The sequence below is a fragment of the Ruegeria sp. YTSA144 genome (assembly GCF_059610125.1).
Genome location: NZ_JBXWNA010000006.1, coordinates 266,846 through 283,416, shown reverse-complemented (window position 1 = coordinate 283,416; position 16,571 = coordinate 266,846). Strand labels below are relative to the sequence as shown.

The 16,571-nt window shown below is 60.4% G+C and carries 20 protein-coding genes; 10 read left to right on the top strand and 10 right to left on the bottom strand.

All coding sequences use genetic code 11. From position 1 onward, the window contains the following. Positions 1–363: EF-Tu C-terminal domain-related protein (locus AC2FF8_RS14775; protein ID WP_496880052.1), on the top strand; the 363-nt coding region annotated here is incomplete at its 5' end. Positions 364–888: 525 nt separating this feature from the next. On the opposite strand, the gene rpe is transcribed toward AC2FF8_RS14775, so the two are convergent. Continuing rightward, complete coding sequence (rpe, locus tag AC2FF8_RS14770) at positions 889–1,578, bottom strand: ribulose-phosphate 3-epimerase (protein WP_480685294.1); 690 nt, start codon at positions 1,576–1,578, stop codon at positions 889–891. A 169-nt stretch (positions 1,579–1,747) separates the two neighbouring features. Beyond that, positions 1,748–2,458: a phosphonate metabolism transcriptional regulator PhnF gene (gene phnF / locus AC2FF8_RS14765; protein WP_496880051.1), complete on the bottom strand. Its 711-nt coding sequence runs from the start codon at positions 2,456–2,458 to the stop codon at positions 1,748–1,750. A 103-nt stretch (positions 2,459–2,561) separates the two neighbouring features. Between phnF and phnG the strand changes: the two genes are divergently transcribed. The 8 genes from phnG to phnN are packed head-to-tail and all read left to right on the top strand — an operon-like array spanning position 2,562 to position 8,155. Next, a complete protein-coding gene (gene phnG / locus AC2FF8_RS14760) occupies positions 2,562–3,020 on the top strand; it encodes a phosphonate C-P lyase system protein PhnG (RefSeq protein WP_496880050.1) in 459 nt (152 codons plus the stop codon). Beyond that, positions 3,020–3,595: a phosphonate C-P lyase system protein PhnH gene (gene phnH, locus AC2FF8_RS14755; RefSeq protein WP_496880049.1), complete on the top strand. Its 576-nt coding sequence runs from the start codon at positions 3,020–3,022 to the stop codon at positions 3,593–3,595. Before phnG ends, phnH begins: the two co-directional genes overlap by 1 nt. Positions 3,596–3,598: 3 nt before the next feature. Then, positions 3,599–4,687, top strand: coding sequence for a carbon-phosphorus lyase complex subunit (locus AC2FF8_RS14750; protein ID WP_496880048.1), 1,089 nt, complete (start codon positions 3,599–3,601; stop codon positions 4,685–4,687). After that, a complete protein-coding gene (locus AC2FF8_RS14745; protein ID WP_496880047.1) occupies positions 4,684–5,280 on the top strand; it encodes an HAD family hydrolase in 597 nt (198 codons plus the stop codon). The genes AC2FF8_RS14750 and AC2FF8_RS14745 overlap by 4 nt, the downstream gene beginning before the upstream one ends. Continuing rightward, positions 5,277–6,137, top strand: a complete 861-nt coding sequence (locus tag AC2FF8_RS14740) for an alpha-D-ribose 1-methylphosphonate 5-phosphate C-P-lyase PhnJ (RefSeq protein ID WP_496872869.1) — start codon at positions 5,277–5,279, stop codon at positions 6,135–6,137. The genes AC2FF8_RS14745 and AC2FF8_RS14740 overlap by 4 nt, the downstream gene beginning before the upstream one ends. Next, positions 6,134–6,904, top strand: coding sequence for a phosphonate C-P lyase system protein PhnK (phnK, locus tag AC2FF8_RS14735; protein ID WP_496880046.1), 771 nt, complete (start codon positions 6,134–6,136; stop codon positions 6,902–6,904). The genes AC2FF8_RS14740 and phnK overlap by 4 nt, the downstream gene beginning before the upstream one ends. Before the next feature lie 22 nt (positions 6,905–6,926). Beyond that, entirely contained in the window at positions 6,927–7,610 is a 684-nt protein-coding gene (gene phnL, locus AC2FF8_RS14730) for a phosphonate C-P lyase system protein PhnL (RefSeq protein ID WP_496880045.1), read from the top strand. Continuing rightward, a complete protein-coding gene (gene phnN / locus AC2FF8_RS14725; protein ID WP_496880044.1) occupies positions 7,607–8,155 on the top strand; it encodes a phosphonate metabolism protein/1,5-bisphosphokinase (PRPP-forming) PhnN in 549 nt (182 codons plus the stop codon). Before phnL ends, phnN begins: the two co-directional genes overlap by 4 nt. On the opposite strand, the gene AC2FF8_RS14720 is transcribed toward phnN, so the two are convergent. After that, complete coding sequence (locus tag AC2FF8_RS14720) at positions 8,137–8,820, bottom strand: DUF1045 domain-containing protein (protein WP_496880043.1); 684 nt, start codon at positions 8,818–8,820, stop codon at positions 8,137–8,139. The two genes, phnN and AC2FF8_RS14720, sit on opposite strands and share 19 nt — an antisense overlap. A 52-nt stretch (positions 8,821–8,872) precedes the next feature. Here AC2FF8_RS14720 and AC2FF8_RS14715 point away from each other — a divergent pair, with 52 nt between their 5' ends. After that, positions 8,873–10,015: an alpha-D-ribose 1-methylphosphonate 5-triphosphate diphosphatase gene (locus tag AC2FF8_RS14715; protein ID WP_496880042.1), complete on the top strand. Its 1,143-nt coding sequence runs from the start codon at positions 8,873–8,875 to the stop codon at positions 10,013–10,015. On the opposite strand, the gene AC2FF8_RS14710 is transcribed toward AC2FF8_RS14715, so the two are convergent. From AC2FF8_RS14710 to AC2FF8_RS14680, 7 genes are read right to left on the bottom strand one after another with little or no spacing between them, the layout of a single operon-like run. Further along, positions 10,016–10,492, bottom strand: coding sequence for a class I SAM-dependent methyltransferase (locus tag AC2FF8_RS14710; protein WP_496880041.1), 477 nt, complete (start codon positions 10,490–10,492; stop codon positions 10,016–10,018). It lies immediately after the preceding gene. A gap of 10 nt (positions 10,493–10,502) precedes the next feature. Continuing rightward, positions 10,503–11,258 carry a polysaccharide deacetylase family protein gene (locus tag AC2FF8_RS14705; RefSeq protein WP_496880040.1) on the bottom strand — a complete coding sequence of 252 codons (756 nt, stop codon included), beginning with the start codon at positions 11,256–11,258 and terminating at the stop codon, positions 10,503–10,505. Continuing rightward, the gene (locus AC2FF8_RS14700; RefSeq protein WP_496880039.1) at positions 11,255–12,397 is read right to left on the bottom strand and encodes a glycosyltransferase family protein; all 1,143 of its coding nucleotides are present in this window, start codon (positions 12,395–12,397) and stop codon (positions 11,255–11,257) included. Before AC2FF8_RS14700 ends, AC2FF8_RS14705 begins: the two co-directional genes overlap by 4 nt. Then, positions 12,394–12,978 carry a histidine phosphatase family protein gene (locus AC2FF8_RS14695; RefSeq protein ID WP_496880038.1) on the bottom strand — a complete coding sequence of 195 codons (585 nt, stop codon included), beginning with the start codon at positions 12,976–12,978 and terminating at the stop codon, positions 12,394–12,396. The genes AC2FF8_RS14700 and AC2FF8_RS14695 overlap by 4 nt, the downstream gene beginning before the upstream one ends. Beyond that, entirely contained in the window at positions 12,975–14,051 is a 1,077-nt protein-coding gene (locus tag AC2FF8_RS14690) for a glycosyltransferase family 4 protein (RefSeq protein WP_496880037.1), read from the bottom strand. Before AC2FF8_RS14690 ends, AC2FF8_RS14695 begins: the two co-directional genes overlap by 4 nt. Next, entirely contained in the window at positions 14,051–15,298 is a 1,248-nt protein-coding gene (locus AC2FF8_RS14685) for a glycosyltransferase family 4 protein (RefSeq protein WP_496880036.1), read from the bottom strand. The genes AC2FF8_RS14690 and AC2FF8_RS14685 overlap by 1 nt, the downstream gene beginning before the upstream one ends. Beyond that, a complete protein-coding gene (locus AC2FF8_RS14680) occupies positions 15,295–16,509 on the bottom strand; it encodes a glycosyltransferase family protein (RefSeq protein WP_496880035.1) in 1,215 nt (404 codons plus the stop codon). The genes AC2FF8_RS14685 and AC2FF8_RS14680 overlap by 4 nt, the downstream gene beginning before the upstream one ends. Positions 16,510–16,571 lie beyond the last annotated feature (62 nt).

Here is a 16,571-nt window from a genome sequence, read left to right as displayed (position 1 = left end):
ATCGGCGCGCTGCTGCGTGGTGTTGACCGTGACGGCGTTGAGCGTGGCCAGGTTCTGTGCAAGCCGGGTTCGGTGACTCCGCACACCAAGTTCGAAGCCGAAGCCTATATCCTGACCAAGGAAGAGGGCGGCCGTCACACTCCGTTCTTCGCGAACTACCGTCCGCAGTTCTACTTCCGTACGACGGACGTGACCGGCACCGTGACCCTGGCCGAAGGCACCGAGATGGTCATGCCCGGCGACAACGTGTCGTTCGGCGTTGAACTGATCGCGCCCATCGCGATGGAAAACGGTCTGCGTTTCGCCATCCGCGAAGGCGGCCGCACCGTCGGCGCCGGCGTCGTTTCCAAAATTATTGAATAATTCGCGCAAGCGAATGATCAGACGGAAAGGGCGTCCCGCGGGGCGCCCTTTTTCGTTTGAAAGCTTTGAAGTTCGCCTAAGGCTTCAAGCCCGTCCGCGTTAGCACATTGAAAACGATTTGAGAAAAAGTCTTAAAGTAGACCGAGTTTTGCATTTTGTAGGAATCTCAAACGCTATTTAGAGACAGTGATTTAGAGACAGTGATGGCAATCGATATTCAATCAATAATTGTAACAATCGTAACGGCTGGCGGTGGCGGAGCATTCCTAAAGAAAACCCCCTCGCCAAAACCCCACCAACACGCGCGCGTTCTCAAACAAGAACATCAAGGCGGGGTGATATCCGCTTTTTGGGCGCGACGTGGGATGGCGATGCGCGCCTGTCCCCCTCTTACCGCAACGTCAAGGAAACGGGCAGAGCGTCTCATGTGGGCGCGGTCCGCGCGGATTGAAGCCCCTATTTGGCAAGGGCTGTGATCCATACCGGCGGCTGACGGTCTTGCCGACAGCCGCTGGTGATTGCAAATCAGGACAGTGCTGATTCAGCCGCCGCCCGAACGGCACGGATGTTTTCACCGTAGACATCAGGCGTGTCTACCGATCCGCCCTTGAACACCGCGGAACCGGCCACCAGCACATCCGCACCCGCCGCGGCCACCAGCGGGGCGGTATTCGGGTCGACGCCACCGTCAATCTCGATATGCACCGGACGATCACCGATCATCTGACGCAGTTTTTTGACCTTGCCGGTCATGTCGATGAATTTCTGGCCCCCAAAGCCGGGGTTCACGGTCATCACGCAAACCAGATCCGTGAGGTCCAGCAGATGCTCGACCGCTTCGGCGGGGGTGCCGGGGTTCAGGGCAACGCCGGCTTTCATTCCGGCACCGCGAATGGCCTGCAAGGTGCGATGGGTGTGGGGGCCAGCTTCGACATGTGCGGTCAGAATGTCCGCTCCGGCATCGGCATAGGCCTGGATGTAGGGATCGACCGGCGTGATCATCAGATGCACATCCATGACGGTTTTGACATGCGGGCGAAAGGCTTTCACGGCTGGAGGGCCAAAGGTCAGGTTAGGAACGAAATGGCCGTCCATCACGTCCACATGAACCCAGTCTGCGCCCTGTGCTTCGATGGCCTGAATTTCCTGCCCGAAATTGGCGAAATCGGCGGACAGGATAGACGGCGCGATCTTGATGGTGCGGTCAAAGCTCATGGTGGCCTCGTATCAGCTGAAGAGTCGCGGATGCGTATACCTGTGAGCCGGTGGGATGGATAGCCCCCGCAAACGCTGTGTTGCCACAAAACTCTCACCGCGCGGCATCTGACCCAATGGAGTAAGGCCTCGGACCGGCGGTCGGAAGCGGCTTAGAAGCCTTGTTGGCTTATGCCTCGCTCAGGGTCAGCGTTACACGCTCACCCGCGAAAATTGTACGGCCGTACTCGACTGGTCGTCCATCCGGGTCGGCATTGACGCCGATCGAGAAGAGAACAGGAGCACCTTCAGACAATCGAAGTTGCAGAGCCTGCGTGGCGGTCGCCCCGCGCGCGGTCAGGCGAGTCGACACGCGGACGTAATCCCTGACGCCGCAGGCGTGCAGCGCTTTGGTCACCGACTGGGTTTCGGTCAAAGTCTGCAAGATATCCGGAAACCGTTCCGCGGGGAAAACGCTCTGAAACAGGGCTATGGGTTGCCCGTCCGCCAGGGACAATCCGTCATAGACGTGCACTGGATCGCCCTTGTTCAGGCCCAGGGCTTTGGCTTCGGCTTCATCGGCGACGCGTGTGGTCAAAGCCAGGATTTTCTTGCCCGGTATCTTGCCGCTGGCCGAGATGTTCTTGTGATAGCGCACCCTTTTGCCGATCGGATAATCCGTTGGCCGTGCCGCAACAAAAACGCCTGCACCGCGCCGAGCGTGTACCAGACCCTGATCAGACATGTCAGCCAAAGCGCGCCGCACAGTGTGGCGGTTGACGCCATAGGTGGCGGCCAGCTGGGCTTCGGTCGGCAGGCGATCTCCGGTTTGATATCGTCCCTCGGCGATGTCCGACGTCAGGCGCAGGGCAATACTTTTCCAGATCGGCGTTTTGCTCATTTCACCAAACCTTCAAACGGTCGCAGATTGCGTTTTGACAACCTGTCAGTTAGTATTTGTCTAGTTGTATAGTTCAACTAGACAACCTGTCCAAGAGGCTTTGATGGCAAATCAGGCGGAAATCGGGATCAAGGCACGGAAGGATTGGATGGGTCTGCTGGCGCGCGCGCCGGACGTCGCCCTGATGACGCTGTGGGACGGCATTCAGGACTGCCCGAGTTTCGAATGGCTGCGCAGGCCCGAAGTGGGTGGTGTCATGGTGCGTGGCCGCATCGGAGGAACCGGCGCTTTGTTCAACCTGGGTGAAATGACCGTTACGCGCTGCTCGGTCGTGTTGCAGGATGGTACGGTCGGTCACGGCTATGTTCAGGGCAGGTCGAAATCCAAGGCAGAAGCCGCGGCATTGATTGATGCGATGATGCAGACGGCCGCTGCTGATGATTTGCAGACACGGCTGCTTGATCCGCTGAGGCTGCAAATGCAGTCGATCAAGACAGCGCGCGCCGCAAAGGCAGCGGCCACCAAGGTCGAGTTTTTCACGCTGGTTCGGGGGGAAGACTGATGCCTGATCAAATGCGGTTCTCGGGGGGCTTTCAAGACGCAGCTGTCGACGCGGCACATGCATTCCGGGCGGCCATGACCGTCATGGCGCGTCCGGGTGAAATCCGCGCGCTGGCTGGCTGTGGACCACCTGCGCCCTTGTCCGTCGCGGCTGGCACGCTGCTCGTGACGCTTTGCGACGCCGAGACAAATGTTCACCTGGCGGGTGAAGCCGATACCGGTTCGGTGCGCGAATGGCTGACCTTTCACACGGGTGCACCGATAGTGGCGGCGGAAGAGGCTGATTTTGTCCTTGGCACGTGGGATGCATTGGCGCCGCTCAAAACCTATCGTATCGGGACGCCGGAATACCCGGACCGGTCCGCGACGCTTGTTGTGGAATGCAGGCGGCTGGAGCAGAATGGTGCGGTTCTGAGCGGCCCTGGCATCCGGGACACGGCGCGGCTTTCTCTGCCGGATGTTCAGGCTCTTCAGAACAATGCGCTGCTTTACCCTTTGGGGTGTGATTTTTTCTTTACCTGCGGTGAGGCGGTCGCGGCTCTGCCGCGTAGCACGCAAATCAGGTCCAGGGGGTAAGCCATGTATGTCGCTGTCAAAGGAGGCGAAAAAGCCATCGAGAATGCCCATGCGTGGCTTGCCGAAGAACGCCGCGGTGCAACAGATGTCGCGGAACTGAGCCTTGCGCAGATCCGTGAACAGTTGAGCCTTGCGGTGAACCGGGTCATGGCCGAGGGGTCGCTGTACGATCCCGACCTTGCTGCGCTGGCGATCAAACAGGCACGCGGCGATCTGATCGAAGCGATTTTCCTCGTCCGCGCTTACCGCACGACCCTGCCTCGTTTCGGCTGTTCCAATCCCGTCAAAACCGGCGACATGGCCTGTGATCGCCGGGTCTCGGCCACGTTCAAAGATGTTCCCGGTGGTCAGGTTCTGGGGCCAACCTTCGACTACACCCACCGACTGCTGGATTTCAAGCTGGCGGCCGAGGGCGAAATTCCAAAGGCGCCTGAAGGCCCCGTGCGGCTGGAACCGACGCCACATATTACCGCATTCCTGAAGGATGAGGGTATCATTCAGGATGAACCGGCCCGCGATGACGTTCCGGGCGATCTGACCCGTGAACCGATGGAGTTCCCGTCCACCCGCCCGGTGCGCCTTCAGTCGTTGACCCGTGGGGACGAGGGTTTTGTGCTGGGCATGGCTTATTCGACCCAGCGCGGTTACGCCCGCAACCACGCCTTTGTCGGAGAATTGCGTATCGGCAAGGTCGTGGTTGAGCTGGACATCCCCGAGCTGGGCTTTGCCATCGATATCGGCGAGGTCGAGCTGACCGAATGTGAAACGGTGAACCAGTTCACCGGTTCGAAAACGGAACCGCCGCAGTTCACGCGCGGCTATGGGCTGGTCTTTGGCCAGTCTGAACGAAAATCCATCGCGATGGCACTGGTCGATCGGGCCTTGCGGTGGGAAGAGTTGGGTGAAGACAACGTGGGCGCGCCCGCGCAGGATGAAGAATTTGTCCTGAGCCATGCGGACAACATTCAGGCTACCGGCTTTCTCGAACATATCAAACTGCCGCATTACGTCGATTTCCAGTCCGAGCTGGAACTGCTCCGCAAACTGCGCCGAAAGGCCCAAGAGCGCATATCAGAGGAGGCCGTGGAATGAAAGCCGTCGTTTTTGATATCGGAAACGTGCTGGTCCAGTGGGATCCGCATCTGGCATGGCTGGAGGAGATGGGCAGCCGCGAGGCGGTGACAGAGTTCCTGACGCGCATCAATTTCCCCGAGCGCAACCTGAGGGCCGATGGAGGAGAGATGTTCGCCGATCTGGCCGCTGAACTGGATAATGCGGAAGATCGGCAGCGCCTCAGTGTTTACGTTGAACGTTATGCCAGAACCGTTCCGCAAAAGATCGAGGGGACCTGGCAGGTGCTCTATCGGTTGAAAGAAAAGGGCACTCCGGTTCACGCGATCACCAATTGGTCAGCGGAAACCTGGCCTGTCGGGGTGGGGGCACATCCTGAATTGGGCGAAGTGTTTGGTGTCACCGTCGTGTCGGGGCAGGAAAAGCTTTTGAAGCCTCAGCCAGAGATTTTCCATCTGTTGTGCAAGCGGGCCGGGCTTTCACCTGAGAACTGCATTTTCATCGATGACGGGCTGCACAATGTCGAAGGCGCGCGTGCTGTGGGCATGGATGGGATCCACTTCTCCGCGCCGCACGCGCTGGAACGTGCTCTTGCAGAAAGAGGCTGCTTATGAGCGCATACAATTTCGCCTATCTGGACGAGCAAACCAAGCGGATGATCCGCCGGGCGATCCTCAAAGGCTTGGCCATCCCGGGGTACCAGGTGCCGTTTGCCAGTCGCGAGATGCCGATGCCCTATGGCTGGGGTACCGGGGGCGTACAGGTTTCAGCCGCTGTGTTGACGCCCGAGGATACGTTCAAGGTGATCGATCAGGGCGCAGACGACACGACCAACGCCGTATCCATCCGCAAGTTCTTTGAAAACACCGCAGGGGTCGCCACCACGGAAAAGACGGAAAAGGCCACAATCATTCAGACCCGCCACCGCATCCCCGAGGCGAAGTTGCGCGAAGACCAGATCATCGTTTATCAGGTGCCGATTCCGGAACCTCTGCGCTTTCTTGAACCGCGCGAGACCGAGACGCGCAAGATGCACAGTCTTGAGGAATACGGGCTGATGCATGTGAAACTGTACGAGGATATCAGCCAGCACGGGGCGATTTCGACCGCTTATGCCTATCCGGTGAAGGTGTCGGGGCGCTATGTGATGGACCCGTCCCCAATTCCGAAATTCGACAATCCAAAGCTTGAGATGGACGCGATCCAGCTGTTTGGCGCCGGGCGCGAGCAGCGCATTTATGCGGTGCCACCGCATACCAGGGTCGTGAGCCTCGATTTCGAGGACTATCCGTTCGAGGCCACCAAGGCCGATCATCCCTGCGACCTGTGCGGGGCCGAAGACAGCTATCTGGATGAGGTCATCATGGATGACGCGGGCAACCGGATGTTTGTCTGTTCCGACACGGATTACTGCCGGTCACTCCGTGAGGCGGGGCATGCAGGCCGATTGGCCGGAAAGAACGCGCAATGACTCCTTTGTTGCAAGTCAAGGGCGTTGAAAAACGCTATGGCCGCCGGATCGGATGCGCGGATGTGAATTTTGATCTCTTCCCCGGAGAAGTGATGGGAATCGTTGGTGAAAGTGGGTCCGGCAAGTCGACCTTGCTCAACTGTATGGCCGGTCTTCTGAAGCCTGACGCCGGGCAGGTGATTTTTGATACTCGTGCAGACGGCCCGGTCGATACGGTCACAATGTCCGAGCCAGAGCGCCGGATGCTGAGCCGCACCGACTGGGCCTTTGTCCATCAACACGCGCGCGACGGGTTGCGGATGTCTGTCAGCGCAGGAGGCAACATAGGCGAGCGGCTGATGGCCGTCGGCGAACGCCACTATGGCAGCATTCGGGGCAAGGCCATTGACTGGCTGAGCCGGGTCGAAATTGACGAGAGCCGCGTCGATGACCGCCCCAGCGCGTTTTCGGGCGGGATGCAGCAACGTTTGCAGATCGCGCGCAATCTGGTGACAGGTCCTCGGCTGGTGTTCATGGACGAACCGACTGGTGGTCTGGATGTGTCGGTGCAGGCGCGTTTACTGGATTTGTTGCGCGGACTTGTGCGTGAGATGAGGTTGAGTGCGATCATCGTCACCCATGATCTTGCCGTGGTGCGTCTGCTGGCGGACCGGTTGATGGTGATGAAAAGCGGCCGCGTGGTCGAGGCCGGGCTGACGGATCAGGTACTGGACGACCCGCAACATGCCTATACGCAGTTGCTGGTATCCAGCGTTTTGCAGGTTTGAGGCTTTGGGGAAAGATGAAGCGATGATTGAACTTGTTGATGTCAGCAAAAGCTTCACCCTGCACAATCAGGGCAGCGCCACGATCCCGGTGGTGAAAGGCGCGTCTCTGAAAGCGGAGCCGGGTGAGTGCGTCGCCCTGACCGGGCCGTCGGGTGCAGGCAAATCCACGCTGATGCGGGTGATCTACGGCAACTATCTGGCGGCCTCTGGTCAGGTGCTGGTTGCCGGGTTGGACGTGGCCCGGGCTGAACCGCGACAGATCCTGTTGCTGCGTCGTGACACTCTGGGCTATGTCAGCCAGTTCCTGCGGGTCGTGCCCCGGGTGTCGACGCTGGACGTTGTGGCCGAGCCGCTGCTGGCCGTGGGCTGTGACAGACAAGTGGCAATGGACAGGGCAGCCGGGTTGCTGAAACGGCTGAATATTCCCGAACGCCTGTGGACCCTCAGCCCAACGACCTTCTCGGGCGGCGAAAAGCAAAGAGTGAACATCGCGCGGGGCTTTGCGCCTGAATATCCGGCAATGCTGTTGGATGAACCGACGGCAAGCCTGGATGCACAGAACCGGGAAACCGTTTTGTCCCTGATCGAAGAGGCCAAGAACAAGGGCGTGACGATTGTCGGGATTTTTCATGATCTCGACGCACGCGAACGGGTCTGTGACCGCGAGGTCGATGTCTCGGACTTCACGCCGGGGAAGGCTGCATGACGCTTGCTAAGGTCATAGCGGTCGTCGGCCCTTCGGGTGTCGGAAAGGACAGTGTAATGAACGCGTTGGTGGCCCGGGCGTCGGGTGTTCAGCAACTGCGGCGGGTGATTACCCGCCCCGAAGGCGAAGACGGCGAAGATTTCGACCGGGTCTCGGTCCAAACATTTCAGCGGATGGAACGGGATGGTGCGTTTGCGCTGAGTTGGCATGCGCATGGGCTTTGTTACGGCGTACCGAAGACGATCACGCGGCAGCGGCAGGTGGCCGCGGCCGTTCTGGTCAACCTGTCACGAACGGTGTTGCTTCAGGCGCAGGAAGTGTTTGGTGATCTGATCGTGATTTCCCTGACGGCAAAGCCCGAGGTTCTGTCCGAACGCCTGTCCTTAAGAGGACGGGAAAGCAAGGCGGAACAGACGCGGCGTCTGGACCGGGCCCAAACGTCTTTGCCCAACGGTTTGAACCGGGTCTTGGAAATCGACAACTCTGGTGCGATGGAAGATACGGTTGCCGAAATCCTTTCGCAGCTTCAACCGGAGAGCGCGTAGCGATGGATCAGGTGAAACCGCCCGTCCTCAGCCTCGCCCGCAAGGGCCAGATCCGTGATCTGGAAGGGCTGCGGCAGCAATGGGGCCAGATGGGTTTGCAGCGCGTTTCGAGTTGCTCTCAGGGTTGGTTTGTCCAGCTTGCCGCTCAGCGTGATGTGAAAGCGGAACGCGTCCAGTACGTAAGGATAGCCCCACTGAACCAGGTTGGCGTCTTGCTCTGGGGTCAACCCGGCGGCGCGGCGGCGGGCCAGTTCGGCCTCGGAGGTGGGCGCACGAAAACTGTCCAGTTCCCGAACACAGGCCGCGGCAAGCGCATTCAGCGCCCGCGTCTCACCCAGCGGGCGCAAGGCCAGAAAACGGCCAAACCGAGCGATCTCGAGGCCACCCAGCGACACAGTCGGTTGGCGGGAGGCGAGCGAGATGCACGCCTCTTGCAGGGCTTCGAACGTTTTGCCGTCGCGCAGTCTGAACGGTGGCTTCAGCGTCGCGTGCAGCCCGTACTTGCGCGGCACCTCCGTGACAGCGGCAACGTCGATGCCTTCGACAATCGGATGGGCAACCAGCTTTCCCGCCTCCATGTCCCAACCCAGCCAGCTGGTTGCAAATTTCGCCCATTCCGCGCCCGCCGGTGGCGCAAAATAGATCGCGTATCGCGTGAATGTCATATCGGCCTCCGTTTGCGTGGCCTGCCTCGGTCTCAACATGCGTGAAGCTCAGATGACAGAAGACTTGATCCTTGCCAATGCCACGCTTGTATTGCCGCATGAAACCGTAACCGGCAGTGTCCGGATTGTGGGTGGGACCATCGCTGAAATCGACACCGGAAACGGGGTTCCCGCGGGTGCGATAGACTGCGAGGGCGACTATGTCAGCCCCGGGCTTGTCGAGTTGCACACGGACAACCTTGAACGTCACATTCAACCGCGTCCACAGGTGAACTGGCCCCATGCCGCCGCCATTCTTGCGCATGATGCGGAATTGGCCAGCACCGGTATCACGACAGTGTTCGATGCCATGCGGGTTGGATCGATCCCGTCGGGCGCGCGGCGGTACGGGAAGTACGCCCGTGGCCTGTCGCAGGAGTTGTGGGACCTGCGCGAACAGGACGCGCTCAGGATCAGCCACTTTCTGCACTTGCGGGCCGAGGTGTGTTCGGAAACTCTGGTTGAAGAGCTGAACGAATTTGGACCGGAAGACAGGGTTGGGCTTGTGTCCATAATGGATCACACACCCGGACAGCGTCAGTTTCGAGATATGAACAAGCTGGAAACCTATCTGAAAGCCAAATATGCCATGGACGATGACATGTACTTTCAGCACGTGACGCAACTGAAAGGGCTTCGAGATCGTAATGGCGATCTGCACGAGGCCGAAGCTGTCAAGGCGGCCTGCCGTTTCGGAGCAGTATTGGCCAGCCATGACGACACGACGGAAGATCAGGTGAAAGTGTCCGCAGGTCACGGCATCCGTCTGGCCGAGTTCCCCACGACCGTCGAGGCGGCACGCGCCTGCCACGAAAACGACATTCAGATCATGATGGGTGCGCCGAACATAATCCGTGGGGGATCGCATTCTGGCAATGTTGCGGCCTGTGAGCTGGCCCAGCTTGGGTATCTGGACATCCTGTCTTCGGATTATGTGCCGTCGGCCTTGTTGCTGTCGGCGGTTAGGCTGGGCGAAATCTGGGGCGACATGGCACGCGGGATGAAGACGGTAACGCTGGCTCCGGCTCGGGCGGCAGGGTTGGAGGAACGGGGTGAATTGCGCGCCGGCGCCCGCGCTGATGTCATCCGCTTCCGGATACGCGCGGGTGTACCCGTCCCGAGTTCGGTCTGGGTGCGCGGTCGACGCGTGGCGTAATCAGGCCGTGTAGAACAGGTAACGGTCCGGGGCGATTGTCCTGGGCCCCTGGATCTGGGTAAAGCCGACCAGGGGCTGACCTGATATCAACAACCCTCCGGGCTGCATGACTTTCGCGATCAGCGGGCTGAGCCGCTCTGCTTCGGCAACGTCCTCGTGCTTGATGCCGCGTCCGAAATCGTAATGCGCCAGCGCGATCCGATGCCCGCCGGCTACCAGTCTGTGCAGCATTGGTTCGGCTTCACCCATCAGGAAATCCTCGGCCGGGGGGGTGCTGTCCGGATGGCATTGCAGGACCCGGTCCATCACCCAGATCCGGCGTTCTGGCAGGATTTCACGCAGGTGATCATAGGTGCGGCCATTGCCCAACCCCATGTCCAGTACATCGCCCGGCTGACCGCTGATCCGCTCGGCTGCCCAGTTCAGTCCGTCACGTTGGGCCGTCAGTCGGCGCAGCATGGAATCCAATCGGCTCATGGTGATGTCCTCATTCGTTCTTTGGCGCGATCCAAGCAGTGGCAGGCCCGCTCAGCAATTTGTTCAGCAGGGCCTCGGTAAAGGCCCAGATACCCCGGTCATGGACCAGATGATGGGTCAATATGCCAAAGGGCTCGGTGTTGTCTGAACGGCCTTCGCGTCGGTCTCGCAGAAGACCAACAGTCTGTGCGATCAGGGCGTCGGGTGAGATCAAGCCACGCGACCCACGCCAGTCGATCGGGTCAAGGTGGGTGTTGATCTGCTCAAGCCCCGGTGCGGCCAGACGCGATTTGCGGGGCGTTGCGGTGGACAGGATACGGTATCCCAGCTTTGGCAACTGTTTGGCCATCTCGGGCGCAATGCGATTCCAAGGGGGCACGAACATCTGTCGCACATTGTCACCAAACAGAGACCGAAGACGCGCCATACCGGCCTGCGCATCCGTCACCATCACGTCCAGCGGACGGTCGAGCCGAAACTCGGCCTTCTTCTCACCACGGGGCGCATGGTTTGTATGCGCCCACCCGTGCACGACCGGAACAAGTGACGTGCGCGCGGCGACGTATTCCGCCAGCGCGGGCGTCGCGTCGCGTGGGATGACGGCCAGATGCACGGGCAGGCCCAGTTTGTCGGCCAGCCCGGAAAGGCGGTCCAATTGCGGTGTTGGCGCAATGGCATCATCATCGCGCCACCACAGAGGCAAGGGCAAGCTTTCGGCACGCCAATGGTTCAACTCGACATCAAGTGGGCGCCAGTCGGGGTTCATGTACGCTGCTCCAGCAGGCGCTTGGCGATGTGAACGGATTGGATGGCCCCGTCAAAACCGAAATCCTGTTGTACACGGGGGCCGTCGGCCACGACACGCTCCACCGCCTGCGCCAATGCCGCCCCGCTCAACGCTCTGCTTTCCAGAACTTCGATTGCGGGCAGATCGGACAGGCTCTGCCCGCGCAGCCCCTGTTCCACTTCTTTGCCGTCGTCGAAAGGCACAAACACGGCGGCGGTACCACTTTGAAGGATATCCATGGCAGTGTTGTAGCCGCACATGCTGACCGATGCCGCTGCAAGGGGCAGCATCTGGCGGAAATCCGGCCGCACAGGTTCCAGAACAACCGAAGCTCCTTCGGCCATCCGGGACAATTCCGCGATCCGCGCCTTCGCATCCGTTCCACCGACCAGCAGGCGCCAGCGCCTGTTGGGCATCTTTCGGGCGGCCTCGATGGCCGCGCGAAAGATCGGTTGCCCGACGGATCCGCCGCCAGCGCTGACCAGGATTTCATTCTGACCCGCCGCGTCGGGGTGCGGTCGGGGCAATGCAGGCGCCACAAAGCCAGTGTAGTGAAGTCGCTTGCCCAGTCGCTCCGACACCGGCCAGCTGACCGACAGGGGCGTAACGCTTTCGGTGGAATGAACCAGAATGCCGTCATAATACCGGGACACGATTTCATCCGCGCGCTCGACTTTGGCAGGTTTGGAGGGCGGAGCCAGAATGTCCCGGATCGATCCGAGAATGACGGGACGCTCAGGCAACGCGATCGCCGCATTCAGGGCCGCATCGAACTCGGCCGACAGTGATCGTCGACCAAAGGGGTAAAGCTCGGTGATCAGGATCTGAGGCTGGAAGCTGTTCACCGCCTGCACCAGGGCGGCCTCACGCGCGGCGTGATAGGCCGCGTCAGCCTCGTCGCCGCTTTCGGTCAGCAAACGGGTGAAGTTGGTTCCGTCTGACCTGAGCGGCGGCAAGCCGAACAGGGTCATGCCCGTGTTGTCCAATTGCGGCGCGGGCATGCCACCGGTCACGACCATGACGTCGTGACCATCATCCCGAAAGGCCCGCCCCAATGTCAGCGCCCGGCTGAGGTGCCCGGTGCCCAACAGGTGCGTGACGATGATCATCACCTTCATTGCGGGGCCTCGCGTTTGATCAGGCGAACGGGGTCGGCGGCGGCGGTCATGGTTTTCATGTCGACGATATACAGCCGATTGCGTTTGATCTTAAAGGGGGCAGGCCCTTCAAAATTCCAACCCCAGGCCTGAGCCAGAATGACCCGCATGATACCGATATGGCAGACCGCAACCGTATCTTGCCGCAACTCGGACAGCCACGGGTCAAGCCTGTCCCGAACCTCGGCCGGGCTTTCCCCGTTTGGTGGGCGGAAGTCCCAGCTCCAACTCTCGATGTGACGATATCCGCTGGATGTGTCCGCGATCAGGTCAACCCCGCGCTGACCTTCCCAATCGCCCCAGTTCATCTCGGTCAACGCGTCCGAGGTGTTCGGGTCGCGACCTGTCACAATCCGCGCCGTCTCACTGGCGCGGTGCAGGGGGCTGGACCAGATGTCAGCCCTGGTCCAGTCCTGCGGCAATCCAAAGCCCGCCAATTCGGCTCGGGCGTCATCGTCCAGCGGTATGTCGCTGCGCCCCTGGATCCGTCCCGCGCGGTTCCAATGGGTGTGCCCGTGGCGGAGCAGAGCAAGCCGGGTCATGATGCGTCCTTCAGCAGGGGTCGGAGGGTTGCCCACAAGCGCTCGGTCGCCTGTGGCATCAGGTGGCGCTCTGCCACGTAGTTGCGTGCCGCAGCGCCGAGAGAGTGGCGCAGCATGGAATCCGAAAGAAGGGCCTGCATGCCTTCCGCAAATCCCCTGGCACCGCTTTCGACAGACGGATAGGCCGCAGGGGACAGAACATCGCGTACACCGGGCCGATCCTGCGCGACGACAGGCAATCCCGCGGCCTGCGCCTCAAGGTAAATCATCCCGTAAGCCTCATTCACTCCGGGCCATGCAAGCAGAGATGACTGTTGATAGGCGCGTTGCAGTTCTTCCCGGTCAAGCTGACCCAGAAAACGCACCCGATGTCCGAATGGTGCCATCAGTGCTTCAACCTGCCTGCGCGCCGGGCCGTCTCCTGCGATGTTCAGGTGCCAGTCCCCGGTCAAATGCGCCAGGGCTTCGGACAATATCTGATAGGATGCCAGCTTGTCCCCATGCCGCATCATGCCGACGGTCAGCATGGGTTTGCCCCCGATGGCGGCGGGGGGCAATTCGGCCATTGGCAGGAACGGAGGCAATTCGACCAAAGCCTGATCGCCAAAACGATCCCGCTCCAAAGTGATCAGGTCGTTGGCCGTGTGATAAAAGATCACATCCGCTGCATCGCAGGCCTGATGCGCAGCCCTGGCAAACTCAGCCCACGGCCCGCTTAACCGGCTTGATGCGCGGGTGCTTTCCAGCTGCACATAGGGAATGCCACGCGCCTTGCAAACCCGAGGGCCCAGCAGGTCAGGTGCCTTGTAATAGTTGTGGTAGGTCACCCACAGACCGGTATCTGATGGCATGTCAGCGACAAGTCGTTTCGCTTCTTCTTCTGCTGCGCGCCTCAGGGCATGTTGCAGGTCTTCGTCGCCGCTTTTGTCATAGATGCGCAAGTCGGACGCCAGATCGATCGTATCACCCTCGGCGGTCAGCGCCTGCATCAGATTCCGGGCCATTTCACGGTCGCCCGAAGGTTTCGGGCTGTCAGGAGATTTCATCGGGGCATAAAACGCGAACCGCGCCATTACGCGTTTTCCATGCACATGGAATTGAGGCGTTCAGACAGCCGTGCGATGCCGGGGGCCATCCGGAACTCGGCGATCAGGCGATCATAGGCCGCATGCGCCATCTTTGACGCTTGCTGCGGATTGGCTGACAAACGTTCCATGGCTTCTGCAAGTGCAGAGGGGTCGTCATCGGACAAAACCCCATGCGTTCCGGTTTCAATAAACTCGGGGATCGCCGAGACCGGAGTCGACAGGATTGGCAACAGCTGAGACGCGGCCTCCATCAACACATTCGGCAACCCGTCGCGGTCTCCGTCCTTCGCGATGCGGCTGGGCAGAACGAACAGGTCGGCATCACGCATCGCTTCGATGACTTCGGGCTGGTCGCAGGCCCCTTTCCAGGTGATCCGGTTCGCGATGCCGGCTGCGTTCGCCTGTGCCCGCAAAGCGTCACCCAACGCGCCACCGCCGATATGGGTCCAGTGCCAGTTCAGGTCATCGGGCAGCAATGCAAAGGCCGCGATCAGACGATCGAAGCCTTTCTTCTCGACCAGCCGCCCGACGGAAATCATGTGAAAAGGACTGCCCGCAGCCCGCAGGTTTCGCGTTGGGGGCTTGGGAAAGCGAGACAGGTCCAAACCGTGATAGATCAGGTCCACGCGCTTGGGGTCATCAGCAAGGCTGCGCAGATGCTCGGCTCCGATGGCCGTGCAGGTGGCGCCGAACGTGGCCCCGCAGGATGCGGCTTGCAGCTTTTCACGTTTTTCCCAATCCGGCGACGTCCAGATATCCTTGGCATGAGCCGAAAAACTCCACGGCAATCCGCGCATGATGGCGGCGTAACGGGCAACGGAAGACGGCGTGTGCATGAAATGAGCGTACAACCCTTGCGTCTGGGCTGGCAATTCAGCGGCCAGAACACAGGCTTGCCCAAACCGGCGGATGCGATTGGGTGTCGGGTCGCGCTTCAAGTCCTGACGCCAGATCCGATAGGCCCTGTCGTAACCGGGAAGCGTTTGGGCCAAAGCCCGTGCCGCCCAGACCCGTTTGGGTTCGTCATGAAGATACTCGGGAAGGTATCGGACCTGCCCTGTGAAACGGTCATGCAAAGGATGGCGTTTCGTGTCGGTCGGGTGCCGCAAAGACCAGATGTCAAAATGATGCCCGACATCCTGCAAGGCGACAAGTTCCTGCGCAATGAACGTTTCAGACAGTCGTGGCCAGCCTTTGACCACAACCGCCAATCTAGGAAAATCTGAGGTCATCCGGTGGCTCGTTCCTGTTCCCTGGTCAGCAGGCTCTCGATGCGGTCGGTGACATAGTCCAGCCCGTCCAGCAATCCGCTCTGGATGGCTTGGGACGGCAGGGACTGGTGCGGCAGTTCCCGAATGGCGCGGATCATCGCCTCGGGCGTCAGGCCATCCCGGTTTTCATCCAGCATTCGGACAAGGCCCAGCCCTTCTGCACGCGAGGCCCGTATCCACTGTTCCAGACGGGGCGTGGTGCGCGGGACGATGACGGCGCGTTTGTCAAAGGACAGAACCTCGCAGAACGTGTTGTAGCCGCCCATGCAGACGACGCCTTCGGCGCCTGCAAACAGTGTTTCGATCTGGGATTCGAAACCAACGGCGGTGACGCGACCGTTCAATGCGGCAACGCGGGTTTCGAAATCTTCGCGCAACTCGCCAGACAGGAAGGGGCCGTAGACCAAAACCGCGCGCGGCGACAGATCCGGATCTTTTTCATATGCAGACAGGACAAGGTTGACCATCGCCTTGCCGTCGCCGCCACCGCCGGGCGTGATCAGGATATAGGGTTGTTGCGGAGGCTCGCCGACCGGACCAAGATCGCGGCGCAGGTATCCTGTCCAGTGGATGCGGGACTGCGCCGCAGCGCTCAGCGGCAACCCCTGTGTGGGGTCATGAATCGACTGCAAGCCGTAAACCCAGATTTCGTGATAAAACCGTTCGGTGGCTTCAACGGCTTCCTTGCGCGCCCACTCGGCGGCCAGGACTTCGGGTTCATCCAGAACATCGCGCAGGCCAAGCACCATTTTTGTGCCGCAGTTCTTTTGCAGGTATTTCAGTGTCGGCAGCAGCTCACCCCGGAACCCCGTCGGTTCCTTGTCGACGATCAGAACATCGGGGTCGAACTGCTGAACAGCGGTTTGAATCAGACCCGACCGCAATTCGGTCACTTCTTCGATACCCATTCCGATCGTGCGTGCAGCATAAGACCCGTCTGCGCGTTTGGTGACACCGGGCAGGCGCACGTGATCAACGCGACGGGGAAAGGTAAACCGTCCGGCCACGGGTGATCCCGTCAGGATCAGCGCCGACGCGCTTTGGTCCGCCTGCGTGATCGCGGCCGCCAAGGCCCGAGACCGACGAAGATGGCCCAGCCCGAACGTGTCGTGACTGTAAAACAGGATACGCGGCGCGCGGCCCGGTTTGGAATTGGTTTTGCCTAGGCTCATCGTGTTGCCTGTCTTCTTGATCCCGGTTCGAAATCCGCGCGTTTGCAAGCGTTACTGTATAT